Genomic DNA, 16,589 nt, shown 5'->3' with positions numbered 1-16,589 from the left:
GGTTTATAATTGTTTTTCCATTCCTTCTTCTGAATATGATTTTATCCACCCGCATCGTACTGCATCTGAAACTGTATATTTCACCCCATACCTGTTGCTAAATATAAATTGCAAAAGAGAAACTTTCTCCTGCTTCATTTCACTAAGTATAACAGCAAACAACTCTCCAACCAGCCAGTCATGTACATATTGTGCTGTCCACTTTTTTCTATTATCAAAATATTTCATCCGTTCACTTTCTCCTATAGGTCTATACATTCCCGGTTGCCAAATCACATCAATATATCCCTCCATTTTAGGTATAAATTTCAAATATGCATATATTTCTGCATCCTCATTAGAATCGACATTCCTGCGTAGTGCCACCATATCATTATCAGAATACACCTGAAATATATTATAAGGCTTATCTTCACCATCATATGGATGCTTTTTCATAAATTTTAAAAACTCCGCAAAAAAATTCAATTCTAATTCTAAAATCTTATAATAACCTCCCTTTTCTTTATATTCCTGGAAATTTTCAGCACCCAATTCAGCTCTTATAATTTCCTTCTGTACAATATAGTCATCAAATAATCTATCTATAATTTGGGCAAATTGTTTAACCATATCAGTAGATGCTTTAATCATTACATTTGGAAGACTCATAACATAAAATTTTTCATCCTCTAATGTTTTCCTGACTCTGCACCAGCTTCTTTCATATGCATTTTTTCTCGAACTGCATCCTTCAAATAATATAGCTACAATATCTTTCTCATCAAATCCTATGTCAATATCCGTTTGGTATAAGCTTCTAAAATAAACCATACAACACATTTTATCATTATACCGTATAGGTAAATAGGCATCTATTCTAACCTCTCCTAAGCCATAATGAAATACCATTCTATCTCCATTATTAAAGCACTCATATTCTATCTTTAGATCTTCTTCATTATACTTATTCGGTTCTATATTACTTGGCTGTAAAATAACAGACTTTTCTACACCACTAATTTGTAACTTTTTTTCATATTTCTCCCATATTTTTTCCGCTTTACGAGAAGCTAACTCATGGAAAAATCTTAGATTACTTGTTTTAAATGGGATGTTTGTTTTTCTTTTATTACAATTAGAGCAACATAACATATAATTCTCAATAGAATTTTTAACAAATTTTTTATCTTCTAATTCTTTAAGATACCTCTTTAAATCTTCATCATTTGAATTTTTAACTTTCTCTAAGCTTAAGTTATCCGGTAGAATATGATCAACCTCTGCATTTTTAGGTATAAGAGCGCATCCACAGTAGACACATTTTTTCTCATATACCTCCCACATAGCTGTCCTTATAAAAACATTTTCTTTTAAAATTTCATGATAAGACATTTTTCTCCCCCTTGCCAGACATTTTCATAATAAAAATTCACTCCAATTACTGCATCAGCTTTTATCATATATATGTTTTGTAACACCAGACATAGGAAAAAATCACCCTACTTCTCAAATGCCATTCTTTCCATAAGATTCTTGTATTCAATCATTCTTGTATTTGTTTCAATTAAATCTTTTTTTAATTCTTCATAATCAGGATACATCATCTGTATCTGCTGCGGTGTTTTTTCTTTATTATTTATATTGTCACTATACCATTTTCTAAATTTTGCTTGCCACATTGTTAAATGCGGACGTAGTCCCGTATTTAACACCTTCTCTGTGAGTTTAATCAAATCATTTGAATATGGTAATCTACTTACTGGAATCTCTTTTAACAGCTCTCTTGCAATTCCAAAAAAATCATACCACGAATTATACACCTCACTTATAACATCATTATCTTGATCAAATGGCAATCCTATTTTTCGTGTACTTAATTCTACCCACAATTTGTATGCGATTTCTTGGTCCTTTTTATTATACACAAGTTTCACACTAGTATCTCCAATACCTAAATTCACCTCATCAATAGTAATAGAATGCTTTTTTGCTATATTTGCACATTTTCTAATCATAAACGAAACAATCAAAACTGCAATTACTAAAATGATTCCTGCAAGCCAATTCACCTTAATATAAATGATATTCCAACCTTCTAACCCAACATCAAATATATTCATTTCCGTTTTCTCCTTATAATTTTAAATTTTATATAAATTGAAGATATTTCCACACAAATCTATTTCTAATTTTTCAAACAGCATAATACTAAATTATAGTTTAACTCTTCCGCACATCCATTCTTTCATCATATATTGATACAATTTATTAGAAATATTTTGCTCGCAACAACAAATTACGTCCTCATCCATATGATGACGATATGCAATATACTCGCACAAAAGTATCAACATATTTTGATATGCCTCTGGTAAATATTTGTTTTTTACAATACTTTTAATATAATTACTTGTACATTCTTTTTGAGAAAGTTCTCTCATGCGAACCAACAATTCCAAAAATACTTTTTCTGACTCTATTTTTTCCAATCCTATTTTTTCTGTATTGACGTGAGCTGTTTTTTCAATATCAATACTGCATTCATTATTAACATACATATGTAAACTATCACTAATATGCATATATTCACCAACATCCACCTTTAGCCAACCAGCGATAATTTCCTGTAAAAAAGTAAATTGCAAGAAATTATATGGTAATCCAAACACTATATCATTACTTCGCATAATCTGAGTCCACAGCAATTTGCCATTTCTAATTTTTAATAATGAACAAATATTGCATGGTATATCATCATTATTTGGTATTCCCGCACTCTGTGGTAGATCTATATCTGGCTTCCAAATTTCCATTACTACCTGTCTTGACTCTGGATTATTTTTCAAAGCTTCAAAAGCTCTGTTTATCTGGTCGAATCCAAAAGAATACCGCAGTCGCTTACCATATGCGCCTGGATAGCGTTCATATCTCCCTTGATATTTTGGAAGTGCCGGATTCCATGCATTTAGTAGTGCAGCCTCATCACTTCCATTCATAATCATAACTAATTCAGCAATAGCAAACGCAGGACTTATTGACGGCTTTCGTCTTTCCACCCAACGTTGTGTTGGATCAGATATAGACATACATACATGCGTTAATTCCTTAGTTTGTCCATTACGTCCAATTACACTTTCACCAAATGTTTTAAGTTTTTGATATATATCACAATACACTTCATCTGCTGTTCTGCCAAAAGCACACTCATTTACTCCCATAAAATTCCTCTATTTTATCATTTATTTTCCATTTTGGAGGATAAAAAAAAGCTATTTTATCTTCTCTCATTCTATATCTTTGTTTAATTCTCATTCGCCCATTACAATCTATAATATCTGGATACTTAACCCGAGAATATTTATCAGTTTCGCAAAAAATATTTTGACAATCTATAAGCTGAAGTTTCCGTCCCCAGAGAGTTGCAAATTTTAAACCTAAACGTTCAAATTCTTCTTCTTGGTGTTCGCACATATATCTAATAATATACTCTTGTGAATACTCATCTGAATTACTAAAACATTTTCGTATTCCAGCTTTAGCACCAGGTCCGGCAACTACAAATTCCATTTCATCAAAATTTACCAGTTCTGAATAATTAATATCAACTGCATATTGATATGCCAAAAAAGTTCCAATAGTCGGATATGCCAGCAACGTATTATAAAGTTCTTCCAAATTTTGGCAATGCATAATTTTGGGGGTGATATGATCTTTCATCATATAATCTATTAACATTAAATGATTCATAAACTTACGTTCATGCCCAAACGCTGACTTTCCTGATGCCATTATATATGCAGCTGAATATAATTTTTCCCCCTGTTCAAAAAAAACATTCAAGGCTTTACCATACCGATCTACATCAAAGTTTTTGTAATTAAGTCTCCCCAAAATATTTTCTAACTTTTCCCATGTTTCTATTTTGTTAAATGTTTTAAAAAGTAAAACCCGAAATATGGTATCTTCTTCTGTATATCCGCCTTGATAAATAACATTTTTTATCAGATATTGGCTTACTCTATCACTGGCCCTATAAGTATTGGTAAACTTATATTCTCTTAAAATAATATCTTCCGTAAGATTATCTTTTTTCCCCATCAATTTACGCATAAAAATATTCTGGCGCTCACATGCAAATTGCCAATATGTATCATATACTTTAGTTTTTTTTAATTCTTCTCTTTTTATATTTATAATCATTTCTTTTCGCCTTCAAACCTAACAAATTGTCCAAATTTCTTCCACTTGTAAGGTAGTCCGTTCTGTCCCATCTCATAATAGTTTCCAACCCAATTAGTAACATCTGCACAAATATTATTTTGTAGTTTTTTATATCCCCTTCCAGTAGCAATTACCTCTTTGAATTCTTTTGGAAGTTCTATAGCATTTTCCCCAAAATACCAATAATGAAAAGATATCAATACCCGATCTATCCTTGTATCATGAATAAGATTATTTTTATTTATTCCATCAGCATAGCTATGATGTGAATTTTCTTGCATCCATTCGCCATCAATATGATGATAAATATTATCACCATAGCATTGCTGATAATTTCCATCAAAACGAGGTCTTTTCACAAAATATCTAGGATCTACCCAATACTCATCAAATGTACAAATTTCGTCAACTTGCATTAAAAAGACCATTTTATGCACAATTGCTGTATTTGCACCTCCAAAACCGGCAACCCAGTCTCCTTTTAATGCCCTCTCTCTAATTTGTGGTTTACATGTTGCCAATGAACAAATATTCCAAAATGGATTTGGCGCAAATCCATAATCCCTGGTGATTACATATGAATATAAATACATTTATGCATACCTCCCCCTTTTAGCAAGTCACTCTTTCCGTTCCCCAATTCCTACCAGGTCCATTCCATGTATTATCTCCATTAATTCCAGAAATAATACTTTCTCCATTCCATTTTTGAAGTGAATTTCCATATTTATTCAATGCTTCCGGAAGCTCACTATCGCTTTCACCAGGCAAATAAACACCCACAATTCGTTTTCCTTTTCTAGCTGCATGTTCAATTTCCCAGTTTACATATTCACTTTTACTGGTATCCCTACCTATTAATACCACCGTAGTCCCAGCCCAATCAATTCTAGGTCGAATAATGGATTTTATATATTCTTCATTATGAGCATTATTTGGATTTTTACTCTCATAAATAGAACTATCTTTCATTGTCATTCCATGTTTACCCAACAATAATTTTAAATTCTCTATTCTTTCCGCATCTACATGATAATGTGAAACAAAAATATTTTTTACATCGTCCATATCGTTCTCCTTCCGATAGACTAATTTTCATGTATAGTTCGACATTTCAACAGTCCAAACCTCTATTTTCCCTGCAAGTTTTTCATTAAATTTCTTATATGTCTAAAATTCTTTTCTCATTTACGTTTGTCTTTTTCATATATAGCCTCCTTTAACTTTAAAAACACTCAATTTACTGTTTTCAAAATTATTTTTGCTTCATATAATTATCTTAATATCAACATCCTCAACTCCTAATCCCTTCCAACTAATTTACTTTATAATATTGAAATTTTAAATAAAAAAAGCCCACAAAAAAACCAACACCCTAAGCATTGTCTCTTTTGTGAACTTCTAATTTTTTTCTTATTATAATATCTGCGCTCATTTCTCATAACTCACTCTCCCAAATATGATATAGATATTATGCGACTATTTTTTACAAATTGCAACCCTTTTATTGACAAATTGTCTGATTTTTCTATCTATAAATAATATTTTACTACTGGATTCATCAATAAATATCAACGTGTCAAATTCTCTTGGCAAGTTCAATTGCGATATATAATTTGTCCACGTCATGATTTGCTGCCGCCAGCCCAGTTGCATCATAAATTGTCTGGTCCAGCACATCGCCTATAACCAGAAAATTATATAAATCCCAACCATAAAAATCACAGACTGCCTGAACTCCAGCCAGTTCCATCTCCACGGCAATACATCCTTCCTTTTTCCTTGCATCAAGCTTCGCTTTCGTTTCCCGATATATTGCATCCGTTGTCCAGACTTTTCCTGCCACATTAGGAAGTCCTAAATTATCAAATATGAATTTCACAATCTGATAATTTCTAATTTTCATATAATTTGATGGTTCTGCATAGTGATAACTCATTCCTTCTTCCCGGTAACTTTCTATTGGAATAACAAACTTTCCTGTTGTCTTGTCACTATCCAGCGAACCTGCTAAACCAAACATAATAAACCTGCTTGCGTCCGTCAGCCAATTTGCATCTATCACATCACTCCCTGCCATTGAAGAACCTATATGGCTTAAGTATGCCGCAATTTTCATATTATCTATTTCAAAAACATATACCTTTGTAATTCCATTGCAACACTTTATTGTACCAGCCTGCTCATGTGCATATGTTTTCAGTATATAGTCAAATATCTGCTCTGAAAAAACAATAATACACTTATCACACAACTGCCTTTTCTCCCCATAAAAATCCTTCGGTCTAATTATTGCCTCTGAATTATCAAATGCCTCTGTTATCATTTTTCTGGCTCCTTAGGTCACTCTGCCTCATGATTTTTTACAAGTTTTTGTATACTCAACTAAAGTCATTTTTTCGTTTATAACTGTTTCATCGCCGACTCTGACAAATCCACATTTTTCATATAAATAGCAATTTTTTTCTTCTTGCTTAATAGTATCTAACCGCCATTCTATTGTATCAGAAGAATACATTTCAAATAATCGTTCTATTACAGCACTTGCTATTCCTTTATTTTGAAATTGCGGAATAACAAAAATAGGGGAAATCCATTTTACATTTCTCCCATTATGCCATTTAACTCTTACACCACCTACTCTCTTACCATTAAACAAAATAAAATAGAAATCCGAATTGTCTTCAATTATCTTCTGTGTTATTTTTTCAAGACTTTCTTTTGCCGGGCTTGTAATATCATCCCGATATTTTTCATATAACGCTATAAATGCTTCTACCTGCAATTTACGCAAACCTTCTGCTTCTCCACTTGTTATGAGTTCCAATTCTATTACATCATTCATTTTTTATCTCTCCTTCTTGTAAACCTATTTCCAACAGTTCTTTACAAATGCTCTTTCACCTACAAAACCTGCCACCGGCAGCTCCTTCCAGATGCCTGGTAGCATAAAAAAAATCGCACTAAACCCTCAAAGTCCAGTGCGATATTTCCAATCTAAGATATAAAATGTGTTAAATCATCTCTTATATTCTGGTTTTATGCACTAGACTAAAAGACCTACACGCCATAAACTAATGCACTAACCTTGCATATTTATAGCTGTGTACGTCCGTAATACATGTACATATAACGTCTTGAATATAAGTTCTGATTCATGTGTATGTTCTCCTTTTTTTGTTGGTAAATATACCATTATTGGCAATTCATGTCAACAATAGGCAACAATATATTTTTAAATATTATTTCACCATACTCTGTTTTTCTTCCATGCATACTACTCTGCTGTATAGATATGACTTCTTGTATTTGGGCACAAATACAATATAATACTTACAATTCCACTTTGTATGTGCCAAACTATTAACATTCATTTATGATAGTCTCCTTTGTTTTTAATATAGTTGGCAACTGGTAAATCCTGTCTTTACCAAAGACGGCGACAACCTCAAAGTCAGCGTGTCCGTAAAGTATCTGGATAACAAGTCGAAAATGACGCAAATCTCACAGTATGAGCTTGTGCTTCATAAGGACGATAACTGGAAGATTGTAGAATAAATGTTACAGCAGAATAGTATGGTAATTGTTTATCCAATCTATACTATTCTGCTTACAATTAGATTGACAAAATAAGAATCCCTCTCATATAATTGGTTGCAATGGTATTGAGGAAATACAACCTTAAATGTATAATGGGAAAGTAGCATTGCAGGAATGAGGTAGGCTAATGAATAAAATATTGATTATTGAAGATGATTTAGAAATAAATGCGTTATTGGCTGATTTTCTAAAAGAAAAAGGATATGCTGTGCATTGCCAATATGATGGACTTCATGTTCTGGATTTTTTGAATAAAGAAAAAATTGATTTGATTATACTTGATATTATGCTTCCTTATCGGAGTGGTGATATTATTTTATCTGATGTACGCAAGAAATTTACGATACCTGTTATTATTATTTCAGCGAAAGAAACTACACAAAATAAAATCGACTTGCTTCGTCTGGGAGCAGACGATTATATCACAAAACCTTTTGATATGGAAGAAGTGCTTGCCAGAATTGAAAGTAATCTGCGAAGAGTACAATTTCAAAATAGCCAGACAGAATGTTTGCAACATAACAATCTGACTTTAGACCTAGAGAAAAATACAGCATTTTTGAATGGAATAGAATTATCCTTAACCGCTAAAGAATTTGGCATTTTAGAATTGTTGATGAAATATCCAGATAAAGTATTTTCAAAATCGAATCTTTTTCAAAGTGTTTGGGATACAGAATATATTGCTGAAGATAATACACTTAATGTTCATATCAGTAATTTACGCAATAAATTAAAAGCGATATGCTCTGATACAGAATTTATTGATACTGTTTGGGGCATTGGCTACCGCCTACATAAAGCTAAGGATTAAACGTTCCTTAGCTTTATTATTTTTTTAACTTTTCTCATTACGATTTAAGAAATTCTTTAAAATTGCCCGTTATACTGGTTTAAGTAAAGGAGGTTTGGGATATGAGTTCAATTATTTTAGAAGCAAAGTCTTTAACCAAAGAATATAAACAAACATTAGCATTAGACCACATAAATTTACAAATAAAAAAAGGAAAAATTTATGGATTTATTGGTCAAAACGGAGCAGGTAAGACTACTTTTTTAAGATTAGTCACAGGGCTTGCGTTTCCAACAAGTGGTACACTTTCTTTATGGGGAAATTCTGGAACAGAAGAATTGCAGAAACAGCGTAAACGAATTGGAAGTATGATTGAAACGCCTGCTCTATTCCCGTCAATGACTGCCTATCAAAATATGGAAGTACAGCGTATTCAACGAGGCATACCAGATAAATCAGTTATTAAAAGGACATTAGATATGGTTGGATTGCAAGATACAGGTAAAAAGAGTGTCCGCAATTTTTCATTAGGTATGCGTCAACGATTGGGGATAGCGGTTGCACTTTTAAATACACCAGAACTATTGATTTTAGACGAGCCTATCAATGGTCTTGACCCTGCTGGAATTGTAGAAATCAGAAATTTATTAAAAATTTTGAATAAAGAATATGGTATGACCATTTTGGTTTCAAGCCATATCTTAGAAGAATTGTATCAAACAGCATCAGAATTTATTCTGATTGACCATGGAAAAATTATAGAAGAGATTTCCGATTATGAATTAAATGAACGGTGTAAACGACATATAGCAATTAAAACAACAGATGTTCAGAAAACGGTTCTGGTTTTGGAAGAGAATCTTCATACAGATAACTTTAAACTAATGCCAGATGGCATAATTCGTTTGTATGATTATTTGAATGATTTAGAGACAGTTGCGTCTGCTTTGGCAGAATCGCACATTCTTGTAACAGGACTTTCTGTATCTGGCGATACTTTGGAGGACTATTTTTTGAGCAAAATAGGAGGAACAAAAGATGTCAAATCTCCTAAAAACTGAGTTATATAAGTTGTTTCACAGTTGGTATTTTTGGGGAATTGGAATATTCAATCTCCTTTTGAGTAGCATATTGCTGTTAGATAGTAAAGAACGCTCTTCAAACTTAATTATGGCATCATTATACAATATTCCGTTACTCTATTTTTTGAGTATAGTGTTTATAGCATTGTTCATTGGAAGTGATTTTAGTGGAAGAACTTTAAATACTTATATTACTGCCGGACATAAAAGAAGTTCTATATTTAGAGTAAAGTTAATTGTATCTCAAATAGGTTGTATTGTCATTCTGGTATTTCCATTATTTGTACATGGAATTATTAGTCAATTTTATATTGGAGAAAAACTTTTTTGGAATGATAGCACATATACTATGGTTTTACTAACTCTGTTTGCCATGATAACACTGTGTGCATTACCGATGTTTTTTGCTTTTATTTTTCGTGATATGGGGAAAACACTGACAGTTTCAATGGTTTTATTTTTTGTTATGATTTTTTTGCTGAACAGTGAATCTGCACAAATAATCAGCAGAATAATACCAATGGGACAACTTAGGTTAATTTCATTGCAAAAGGTCTATTCGACAAACTTTTGCTTGTTTGTAGATTTTTTATGGAATTTTATTTTATATTTCATTGCAGGTAGTGCTTTTTTACATACAGACTTGAAATAACCGGAGGTGTTTTTTATGGATAAATTATTAAAACTGGAAAAATATCAGTTGTTACATAATTCTATTTACTGGTGTGGTATGATTGGAATATTTATTTTAGGATTTTTTACAGCAGATACTTATGTTACAGAGGTCATGGGACCGACAGAAGAAATTGCTTCTTCTCTTGCTGATATTTTTAATGGAATGGTGTATGATTCTACGTTTCTTCTTATCATCATGTCGGCTATACTTGCATTGATTTTAGGACAGGAATTTTCTAAGAGAACAATAAACTTAGAGGTCAGTGCTGGACATTCCAGAAAACAAATTTTTACAAGTAAAATAATATCGTATTTAATTGCTTTTAATCTTATGGCTCTTGTCTATCCAGTTTCAGGGTGCATAAGGGAATTTGGACGCTTTGGTGTTGCAGACGTGGGAATGTTTTTTTACAATATTATAAAAGCAATCATTTATTCTTGTCTGCTTAATAGTGCGATATTTCTAATTGCAATACTTATTTGTTGCTATTTACAGGATGCTGTAAAAGCAACCTCGGTTACAGCAATTATTATTTTTGGTCTTAGCTTATATCTTGGCTATGGAATGATGTTGAGATTACCAGTCGGTTTTTTACCTACTTATCAAATCAGAATCGTTGTCAGCATGAAAACCTTTTTTCAACCGATAGCTATTTTAGTAGGATGTATATGGTCTGGTATATTGGTATTGCTTTCGTGGATAAAATTTTGTAAATGTGATTTTAAATAGGTGGAGAAAATGTCTAACATAGAATGGATTTTAATTATCATAACAATATTTTTAGTAATACTGCTATTTCGATATATTCAATTAAAAAAACAAATCCGTAATCTTGCGGATCAAGTTAATGAATTGAATTCTGGAAATTCACAGCAGATGTTAGACATTTCGTTGATTGATAAAGATTTAGAAAGACTGGCTGGTATATTGAATCAATATAATATCAGACAACGACAGGCTGTCGCAGGCGTATTACGCAATGAAGAGTATTTAAAAGAATCTGTTGCCAATATATCACATGATTTACGTACACCTCTTACAGTCATTCTTGGTCATTTACAATTATTGCAAAAAGAAAATTTGGAATCCAGTCAAGCACAGCGTGTAAAAGTGATTTTTAGCAAAGCCGAAAAAATGAAAGAATTGGTAGAAACATTCTATGACCTTTCTATTTTGGCAGAACAGCAGACAGTTCCAGAAAAAGAAAAGTTTAATATATCTAATATGTTAATAAATTTAATTACGGAAAATGCCGTTGCATTAGAAAAGGAGAATATTTTACCCGAAATAAATCTCCCAGATTATTCAATATACGTATATTCTGATAAAAATATGGTAGAACGAATTTTACAAAATCTGTTGACAAATGCAATTAAGTATTCTGTTGGAACGATAAAAATAACACTTATGGAGAAAGAAAATAATAATATTATATTTACCATTGAAAATCCAATGAGTGACAGTTCAGAAATTGATTGCAATCGACTTTTTGACCGTTTTTATACAGGCGATAAATCAAGACATAATGGAAGTACAGGATTGGGACTTGCGGTAGTAAAAACACTTGTTGCCATTCTTGGCGGAAATATTGTTGCAAAAGTACATGCCAATAGCCTTATTATTACTCTTGAATTATAAAGTATTGAAGATATATTCGTATGATAATTCATTGAAGAGTGGACATCAAAATGTAAAGTCAATAGTTTGTAAAGTCCAGTTACAAACTATTGGCTTTTTTCATTACTGTGTAACAAGTAAATTTACGATAAAGAAATAAGGATAGTCGGCTCTTATTTGTTGCCTGCGGAGCAGATCAACAAATAAATGTTGAAGAATCTGTATAGGAAAACAGAGAAAACAAGAAGCAAATCACTTCTTATTCTCTCTGCTGTTCAAGATACCGTCAATCGTACCTTGAATGATTTTTAATTCGTTATCACTCAATAAATCAAGTGACGAATCTATCTGACGGCGGGCTGTATTTTTTTCAACATTCTTCGCTGGATAGAAATACTCGTCAACAGATATATTGAACATGGTAACTAAATCATGGAATAACTGAAAGCTAGGGTGTTTTCCGATATTTTCAATATCTGCGATATGACGTTCTCCGTAAAAGACTTTATCGCCTAAATCATTTCTGGAAAGCCCTGCTTTCTCTCTGGCTTCTCTGATTGCCAGTCCTAAAGGACGAAAATCAAAGCTGTGTGTATCTTTCTTTTTTCTCATTTTTAATCACCTAGCATGAGTTTATACTTCATGTTGTGCGATTAGAATGTATTAAAGCTCATATTATATGCATTATAAATTCAAATAAAGTATTTATAAAGTTATACTTAAATATGTACAATAAGTATTAAATAAGAATGTACAAATGTTATGATATGTGAGTTACAAGGAGGAACTCATAATGATATTAAAAAATCAAATCATAACAAATATAATAATAGAAAATGTCAATGACCTATACAAATTAAAACCATTTTTGGAGGATGGCACATTGAGGATTAATAAAAGTCAAATAGCTAGAGAATTGGAGGTAGATAGACGAACTGTTGATAAATATATAAACGGATATACAAAACCAAAAACAAGGAACTGTGATGATTGTATTACACCTTTTTATGACACTATTACAGAGTTGTTATCAGATAAAAATCAGCAGGTATTCTACTACAGAAAAGTATTATGGCAACTATTCACAACGGAGTTGAAGAATCAAACAAATCTATATCATTACTTTCTTCCTCTTTGTCTTGAAAATCTTCTCCAAGATTTTTCTTAATAAGCTTTAAATCATACTCCTGATTAATTCTATCGCAATCCTTAATATTGGCAGCAATTATTTGTTGTACTAAAATAAATTCCTCATCCCCAAAACTCTTATTTCTCTCTATTTCCTTTTCACTTATACACATAAAACTATCGAAAAAATTACTTGCCACTTTAAATTGTTCCACTTTCTTTGGCTGAAACTCACCCTTCATTAATTTTTCCATCTGTTCTTCGCTTGCATCATACACAACACCAGCAAGTTTTTTTATTCTATCTGCTTCTCGTAAAAATCTATACAAACCAACCAATTGTCTTGTTCCTGCTCCGCCAACATGTGAATTTAAAACAAAATACTTGGGATATAATTCATAGCATAATTCATCTCTTTTTCTTATAATACATGCGTGTCTTCTTCCTTCTACATCTCCAATAACAACAATAAATTTATTGATGACTTTCAAATCCTCTCTTCTCAATATATCCATTGGGTTATCATATGAAAATTTAATATTTGATGCAAATGGAAATTCACCCCTGCCATGTACCATCCACTCTTCATTTACGCCAAATACATCAACAAATTTCTTCTTAAATTCATCCTCTGGCTCTTTCCCTTGATTTAAATAAACTTTTAATTCATCTACATTTTTTAATCCAATAAGAGAACTTACATATTCAACTGTATATTCTTTTTCAAAAAACCCCCTTGCATCATTTAAAAGCGAAAGTAGTACATTAAACCTTTCAGAAAACCATGAATCAGCATTTTCTTTCAAATTATTGTCATTGTTAGGATAAATAAAATTATTTGTAATATTATTTCCATTCCCAGCTACATTACCATTTCCTTTTACAGAAATCGCATTACTATTATCATTCTGAATAATTTGATTTTTCTTACCTGTAATATTGTTTCCACCTAAAACATTGTTATTATCGTGCATTTTAGATTTTACTGTATATGTATCTGAATTCTCACCAGACTTTTTTCCTATTATGCATTTTCCAATAAAGCCTAATGCCACTACACCAATTCCACTAAAAATCCATTCTTTTCCTTCCCAAATTGCACTAAAAATTTTATCTATATCCATTTACATCATTCCTCTCCTGAATTTTTATAAGGATTATTATACAATAGTCATTTACTTTTGTCCTTAGTTTTTATGATTCTTGCATTTCGCACAAACTTACACCTTATAATTCCCCTACTCTTTTAGTGTACCTTAGTTTTCTGCGTTATTCTCATTAATGTGCTTGAGGTTTTCTCCTAATCGAATCATCATATCTATAGTAAGTATACTTTTTAATGCATGCTCTCTTGTTCCAAAGTTTAATTGTATTCCATGACAAATCTTATTTCTACATGGATGACTACTTTGATTCATACTGTCCTCAGAGGTTAAAATAATGTTATATATGTATTCTATTGATTTAATCCAATACATAAGTCCTTCTTCAGCATCTGATATAAACCACAATAATTGTGTCTTTTCACTATCCTTCTTAATTCTTGCCGGAACTTTCTTTTGTGGATTAAAACTCTGATATGCCCTTTTCACATCTTCTAAATCAAACTCTTTCCCATATGCTCTTTGCATATTATATATGTCTGTGATAATTCCATTAAGCTGGCAAGCTAAAATTGACACACAGCCATAATATAATTCACTATTATATAAACTAATAGCCTCTTGCAATATAGGAATCCTTTTCCTATCCATTACAGTGGAATTATTCCAATCCACAAGCAGTCCATCTATAAATTCAGCAGTACAAAATTTGCAAACAATCGTACTTATTTCGTCTTCATTTTCTTCTGATATACTTGTATATGGAGCTAATTCTTTCATAAGGTCTTTGCTGACCCAAAAATATAGTGGCCATTGTAAACTTTCCAACTTATTCAAATAATGATAATTTTCCAGCCCTTCTTTTGCCTCTTCTGAAAGCTGTGGTAATTTAATATTACTTAGTTGCTCAGCTAATCTACCAAATGCTTTAACCGCTTCACTTTGAGAAATTGCCACGACCATATTTCCCAATACAGCTACCACTCTTTGCGTATTTTCTATTGCTTTTTTAAATTCAGGATTCTCCATATATTTAGGAATCCTATTTAATGCAGCCCTAATTTCACGCAGTTTCTCTTCATAATCATTACTATCCAATTTTAACCTCACTCCTTTACTTGATAATGCTAATAAATAATTTCCCTTATTGAATTTTCAACTGGCACAGCATCTTCTTTTCTGAATAACACCAGATTTTTACCAGAAATCGTATTGTCTCTCGTGCAAGGATAAATAATTCCTGTTACACCTTTGTTTTCCAAATATTCTGATAAAATGTGAAAAGATTTATATGCCTTTTCCTTTTTATCTTCACTACTTTCATCAACCTTTTTATATATACAATTACAAACCATTTTTAAATATTGCTTTGCATAGGATTCCTGAATAATGCTCTCATCTACCGGATTCTTCTTTTGCTTTTTCTTAATGTCTCGTTTGAGGTTTCGCTTGTTTCCTGCATATTTTTCTATCAAATTTGGGTTCGACATCATTTCGTCTATCATCTTTTGAGTCATCTCTTGTTGATAATCTGAAACAATACCTTTCAACTGTCCAAATGAAACATCATTATACGATAAATCCAAAATATTCCCTTTTGTTATAGGTTCAAATTTACAAAGCGAAAATTTTTTCCCTTTTTCAGCTCTTATTTCTTGTAAGCATACATATTCATTTAAGGATAACTTATCGGAATAAACACTCTCTTTTTCTGAAAAAGATAAATAGAGATATGTTTTTCCAGGCGGATTCCATCTGTTATTAGTCTTGTTAGACCATGGAATAAACCTATCCGTATCATGGTTCCAATCTCTTACAGCTCTGCATAGTACATCTGTGCTTTTCAATTCATGAAAGAACTTGTCTTTATATAAATTAATGCATTTAGTAAATATATCATCAAATATTTCAATAAATGTTTTCATCCCATCCTTTGAAGCATATATGTCTTTCCACTGCTCTTCAATAATTAGTCTGGCACTTTCCATCTGTATATCATCTATTAATTTCTGATAATATGTGGCATTTAAAGCCAAATTAATAAAAATACCATATTTAGATAAGCACAGCACATATTCTATAATGGTTCCTAAGCTAAATTCTCCTGTGATATTGTACATACATTCAAATACTAAATTGAAGGTCTTAAGCATCTTTGAAAGAATATAGTCATTTTTACCGCTAATCCAAATATCTCTTCTAATCTTTTTGCTTAAAAATTTTAATTCCCCACTATACTCCCCGCACATGTTTTCCAATTTTTGTAATTCATCTAAAACTCCTATATTTGAACAATTCATATATCTTCCCCTTTAATCTTTTTTGTATTTACAAGATATATTTTCAAGCAAGTCCAAAATATATCCTTTTTAATTTTATCATATTTT

Annotated in this window: 17 protein-coding genes and 2 pseudogenes; 6 read left to right on the top strand and 13 right to left on the bottom strand. The window is 31.6% G+C overall.

All coding sequences use genetic code 11. The features are described 5' to 3' along the window. Positions 1-3: 3 nt before the first annotated feature. The 9 genes and pseudogenes from DWW33_RS05875 to DWW33_RS15930 form a co-directional block, all read right to left on the bottom strand. The gene (locus tag DWW33_RS05875; RefSeq protein ID WP_117841267.1) at positions 4-1,374 is read right to left on the bottom strand and encodes an HNH endonuclease signature motif containing protein; all 1,371 of its coding nucleotides are present in this window, start codon (positions 1,372-1,374) and stop codon (positions 4-6) included. Positions 1,375-1,481: 107 nt separating this feature from the next. Next, complete coding sequence (locus tag DWW33_RS05870; protein WP_117841268.1) at positions 1,482-2,102, bottom strand: hypothetical protein; 621 nt, start codon at positions 2,100-2,102, stop codon at positions 1,482-1,484. A gap of 93 nt (positions 2,103-2,195) precedes the next feature. Then, entirely contained in the window at positions 2,196-3,200 is a 1,005-nt protein-coding gene (locus tag DWW33_RS05865; RefSeq protein WP_118639052.1) for a thymidylate synthase, read from the bottom strand. After that, a complete protein-coding gene (locus DWW33_RS05860) occupies positions 3,187-4,182 on the bottom strand; it encodes a nucleotide kinase domain-containing protein (RefSeq protein WP_243088554.1) in 996 nt (331 codons plus the stop codon). The genes DWW33_RS05865 and DWW33_RS05860 overlap by 14 nt, the downstream gene beginning before the upstream one ends. Beyond that, on the bottom strand, positions 4,179-4,796 hold the full coding sequence (locus DWW33_RS05855) for a hypothetical protein (protein ID WP_117841271.1): 618 nt from the start codon (positions 4,794-4,796) through the stop codon (positions 4,179-4,181). The genes DWW33_RS05860 and DWW33_RS05855 overlap by 4 nt, the downstream gene beginning before the upstream one ends. Positions 4,797-4,815: 19 nt before the next feature. Then, positions 4,816-5,271 (bottom strand): TIR domain-containing protein, encoded by a 456-nt coding sequence (locus DWW33_RS05850; protein ID WP_118639051.1) that lies wholly within the window; start codon positions 5,269-5,271, stop codon positions 4,816-4,818. 511 nt (positions 5,272-5,782) lie between these two features. Then, positions 5,783-6,529: a nucleoside phosphorylase gene (locus tag DWW33_RS05845; protein WP_118639050.1), complete on the bottom strand. Its 747-nt coding sequence runs from the start codon at positions 6,527-6,529 to the stop codon at positions 5,783-5,785. A gap of 27 nt (positions 6,530-6,556) precedes the next feature. Next, complete coding sequence (locus DWW33_RS05840) at positions 6,557-7,048, bottom strand: GNAT family N-acetyltransferase (RefSeq protein ID WP_117841274.1); 492 nt, start codon at positions 7,046-7,048, stop codon at positions 6,557-6,559. Between the two features lie 433 nt (positions 7,049-7,481). After that, positions 7,482-7,577: pseudogene (locus DWW33_RS15930) on the bottom strand (IS200/IS605 family transposase); the annotation flags it as partial. A 34-nt stretch (positions 7,578-7,611) separates the two neighbouring features. Between DWW33_RS15930 and DWW33_RS05835 the strand changes: the two are divergent. The 6 genes and pseudogenes from DWW33_RS05835 to DWW33_RS05810 all read left to right on the top strand — a co-directional run. Next, positions 7,612-7,761 (top strand): annotated as a pseudogene (locus DWW33_RS05835) (conjugal transfer protein); the annotation flags it as partial. 169 nt (positions 7,762-7,930) lie between these two features. Next, complete coding sequence (locus DWW33_RS05830; RefSeq protein ID WP_117828252.1) at positions 7,931-8,617, top strand: response regulator transcription factor; 687 nt, start codon at positions 7,931-7,933, stop codon at positions 8,615-8,617. 101 nt (positions 8,618-8,718) lie between these two features. Further along, a complete protein-coding gene (locus DWW33_RS05825) occupies positions 8,719-9,657 on the top strand; it encodes an ABC transporter ATP-binding protein (RefSeq protein WP_118639049.1) in 939 nt (312 codons plus the stop codon). Continuing rightward, positions 9,635-10,330: an ABC transporter permease gene (locus DWW33_RS05820; RefSeq protein WP_118639048.1), complete on the top strand. Its 696-nt coding sequence runs from the start codon at positions 9,635-9,637 to the stop codon at positions 10,328-10,330. The genes DWW33_RS05825 and DWW33_RS05820 overlap by 23 nt, the downstream gene beginning before the upstream one ends. Positions 10,331-10,345: 15 nt before the next feature. Beyond that, a complete protein-coding gene (locus tag DWW33_RS05815; protein ID WP_055303142.1) occupies positions 10,346-11,083 on the top strand; it encodes an ABC transporter permease in 738 nt (245 codons plus the stop codon). 9 nt (positions 11,084-11,092) lie between these two features. After that, positions 11,093-11,992, top strand: a complete 900-nt coding sequence (locus tag DWW33_RS05810) for a sensor histidine kinase (protein ID WP_118639047.1) — start codon at positions 11,093-11,095, stop codon at positions 11,990-11,992. Between the two features lie 231 nt (positions 11,993-12,223). Here the strand turns inward: DWW33_RS05810 and DWW33_RS05805 are convergent, their stop codons facing one another. The 4 genes from DWW33_RS05805 to DWW33_RS05790 form a co-directional block, all read right to left on the bottom strand. Further along, positions 12,224-12,583, bottom strand: coding sequence for a helix-turn-helix transcriptional regulator (locus DWW33_RS05805; protein WP_005342894.1), 360 nt, complete (start codon positions 12,581-12,583; stop codon positions 12,224-12,226). A 470-nt stretch (positions 12,584-13,053) separates the two neighbouring features. Continuing rightward, positions 13,054-14,223: a hypothetical protein gene (locus DWW33_RS05800; RefSeq protein ID WP_118639046.1), complete on the bottom strand. Its 1,170-nt coding sequence runs from the start codon at positions 14,221-14,223 to the stop codon at positions 13,054-13,056. A gap of 132 nt (positions 14,224-14,355) precedes the next feature. After that, on the bottom strand, positions 14,356-15,300 hold the full coding sequence (locus DWW33_RS05795; RefSeq protein ID WP_118639045.1) for a hypothetical protein: 945 nt from the start codon (positions 15,298-15,300) through the stop codon (positions 14,356-14,358). 29 nt (positions 15,301-15,329) lie between these two features. After that, positions 15,330-16,502, bottom strand: a complete 1,173-nt coding sequence (locus DWW33_RS05790) for a hypothetical protein (RefSeq protein WP_118639044.1) — start codon at positions 16,500-16,502, stop codon at positions 15,330-15,332. Positions 16,503-16,589 lie beyond the last annotated feature (87 nt).

It is taken from the genome of Roseburia sp. AF15-21 (assembly GCF_003479505.1).
Classification (GTDB): domain Bacteria; phylum Bacillota; class Clostridia; order Lachnospirales; family Lachnospiraceae; genus Roseburia_C; species Roseburia_C amylophila.
The sequence above is the reverse complement of the archived record's forward strand: the minus strand, read 5'-3'. Positions and strand labels throughout refer to the sequence as shown.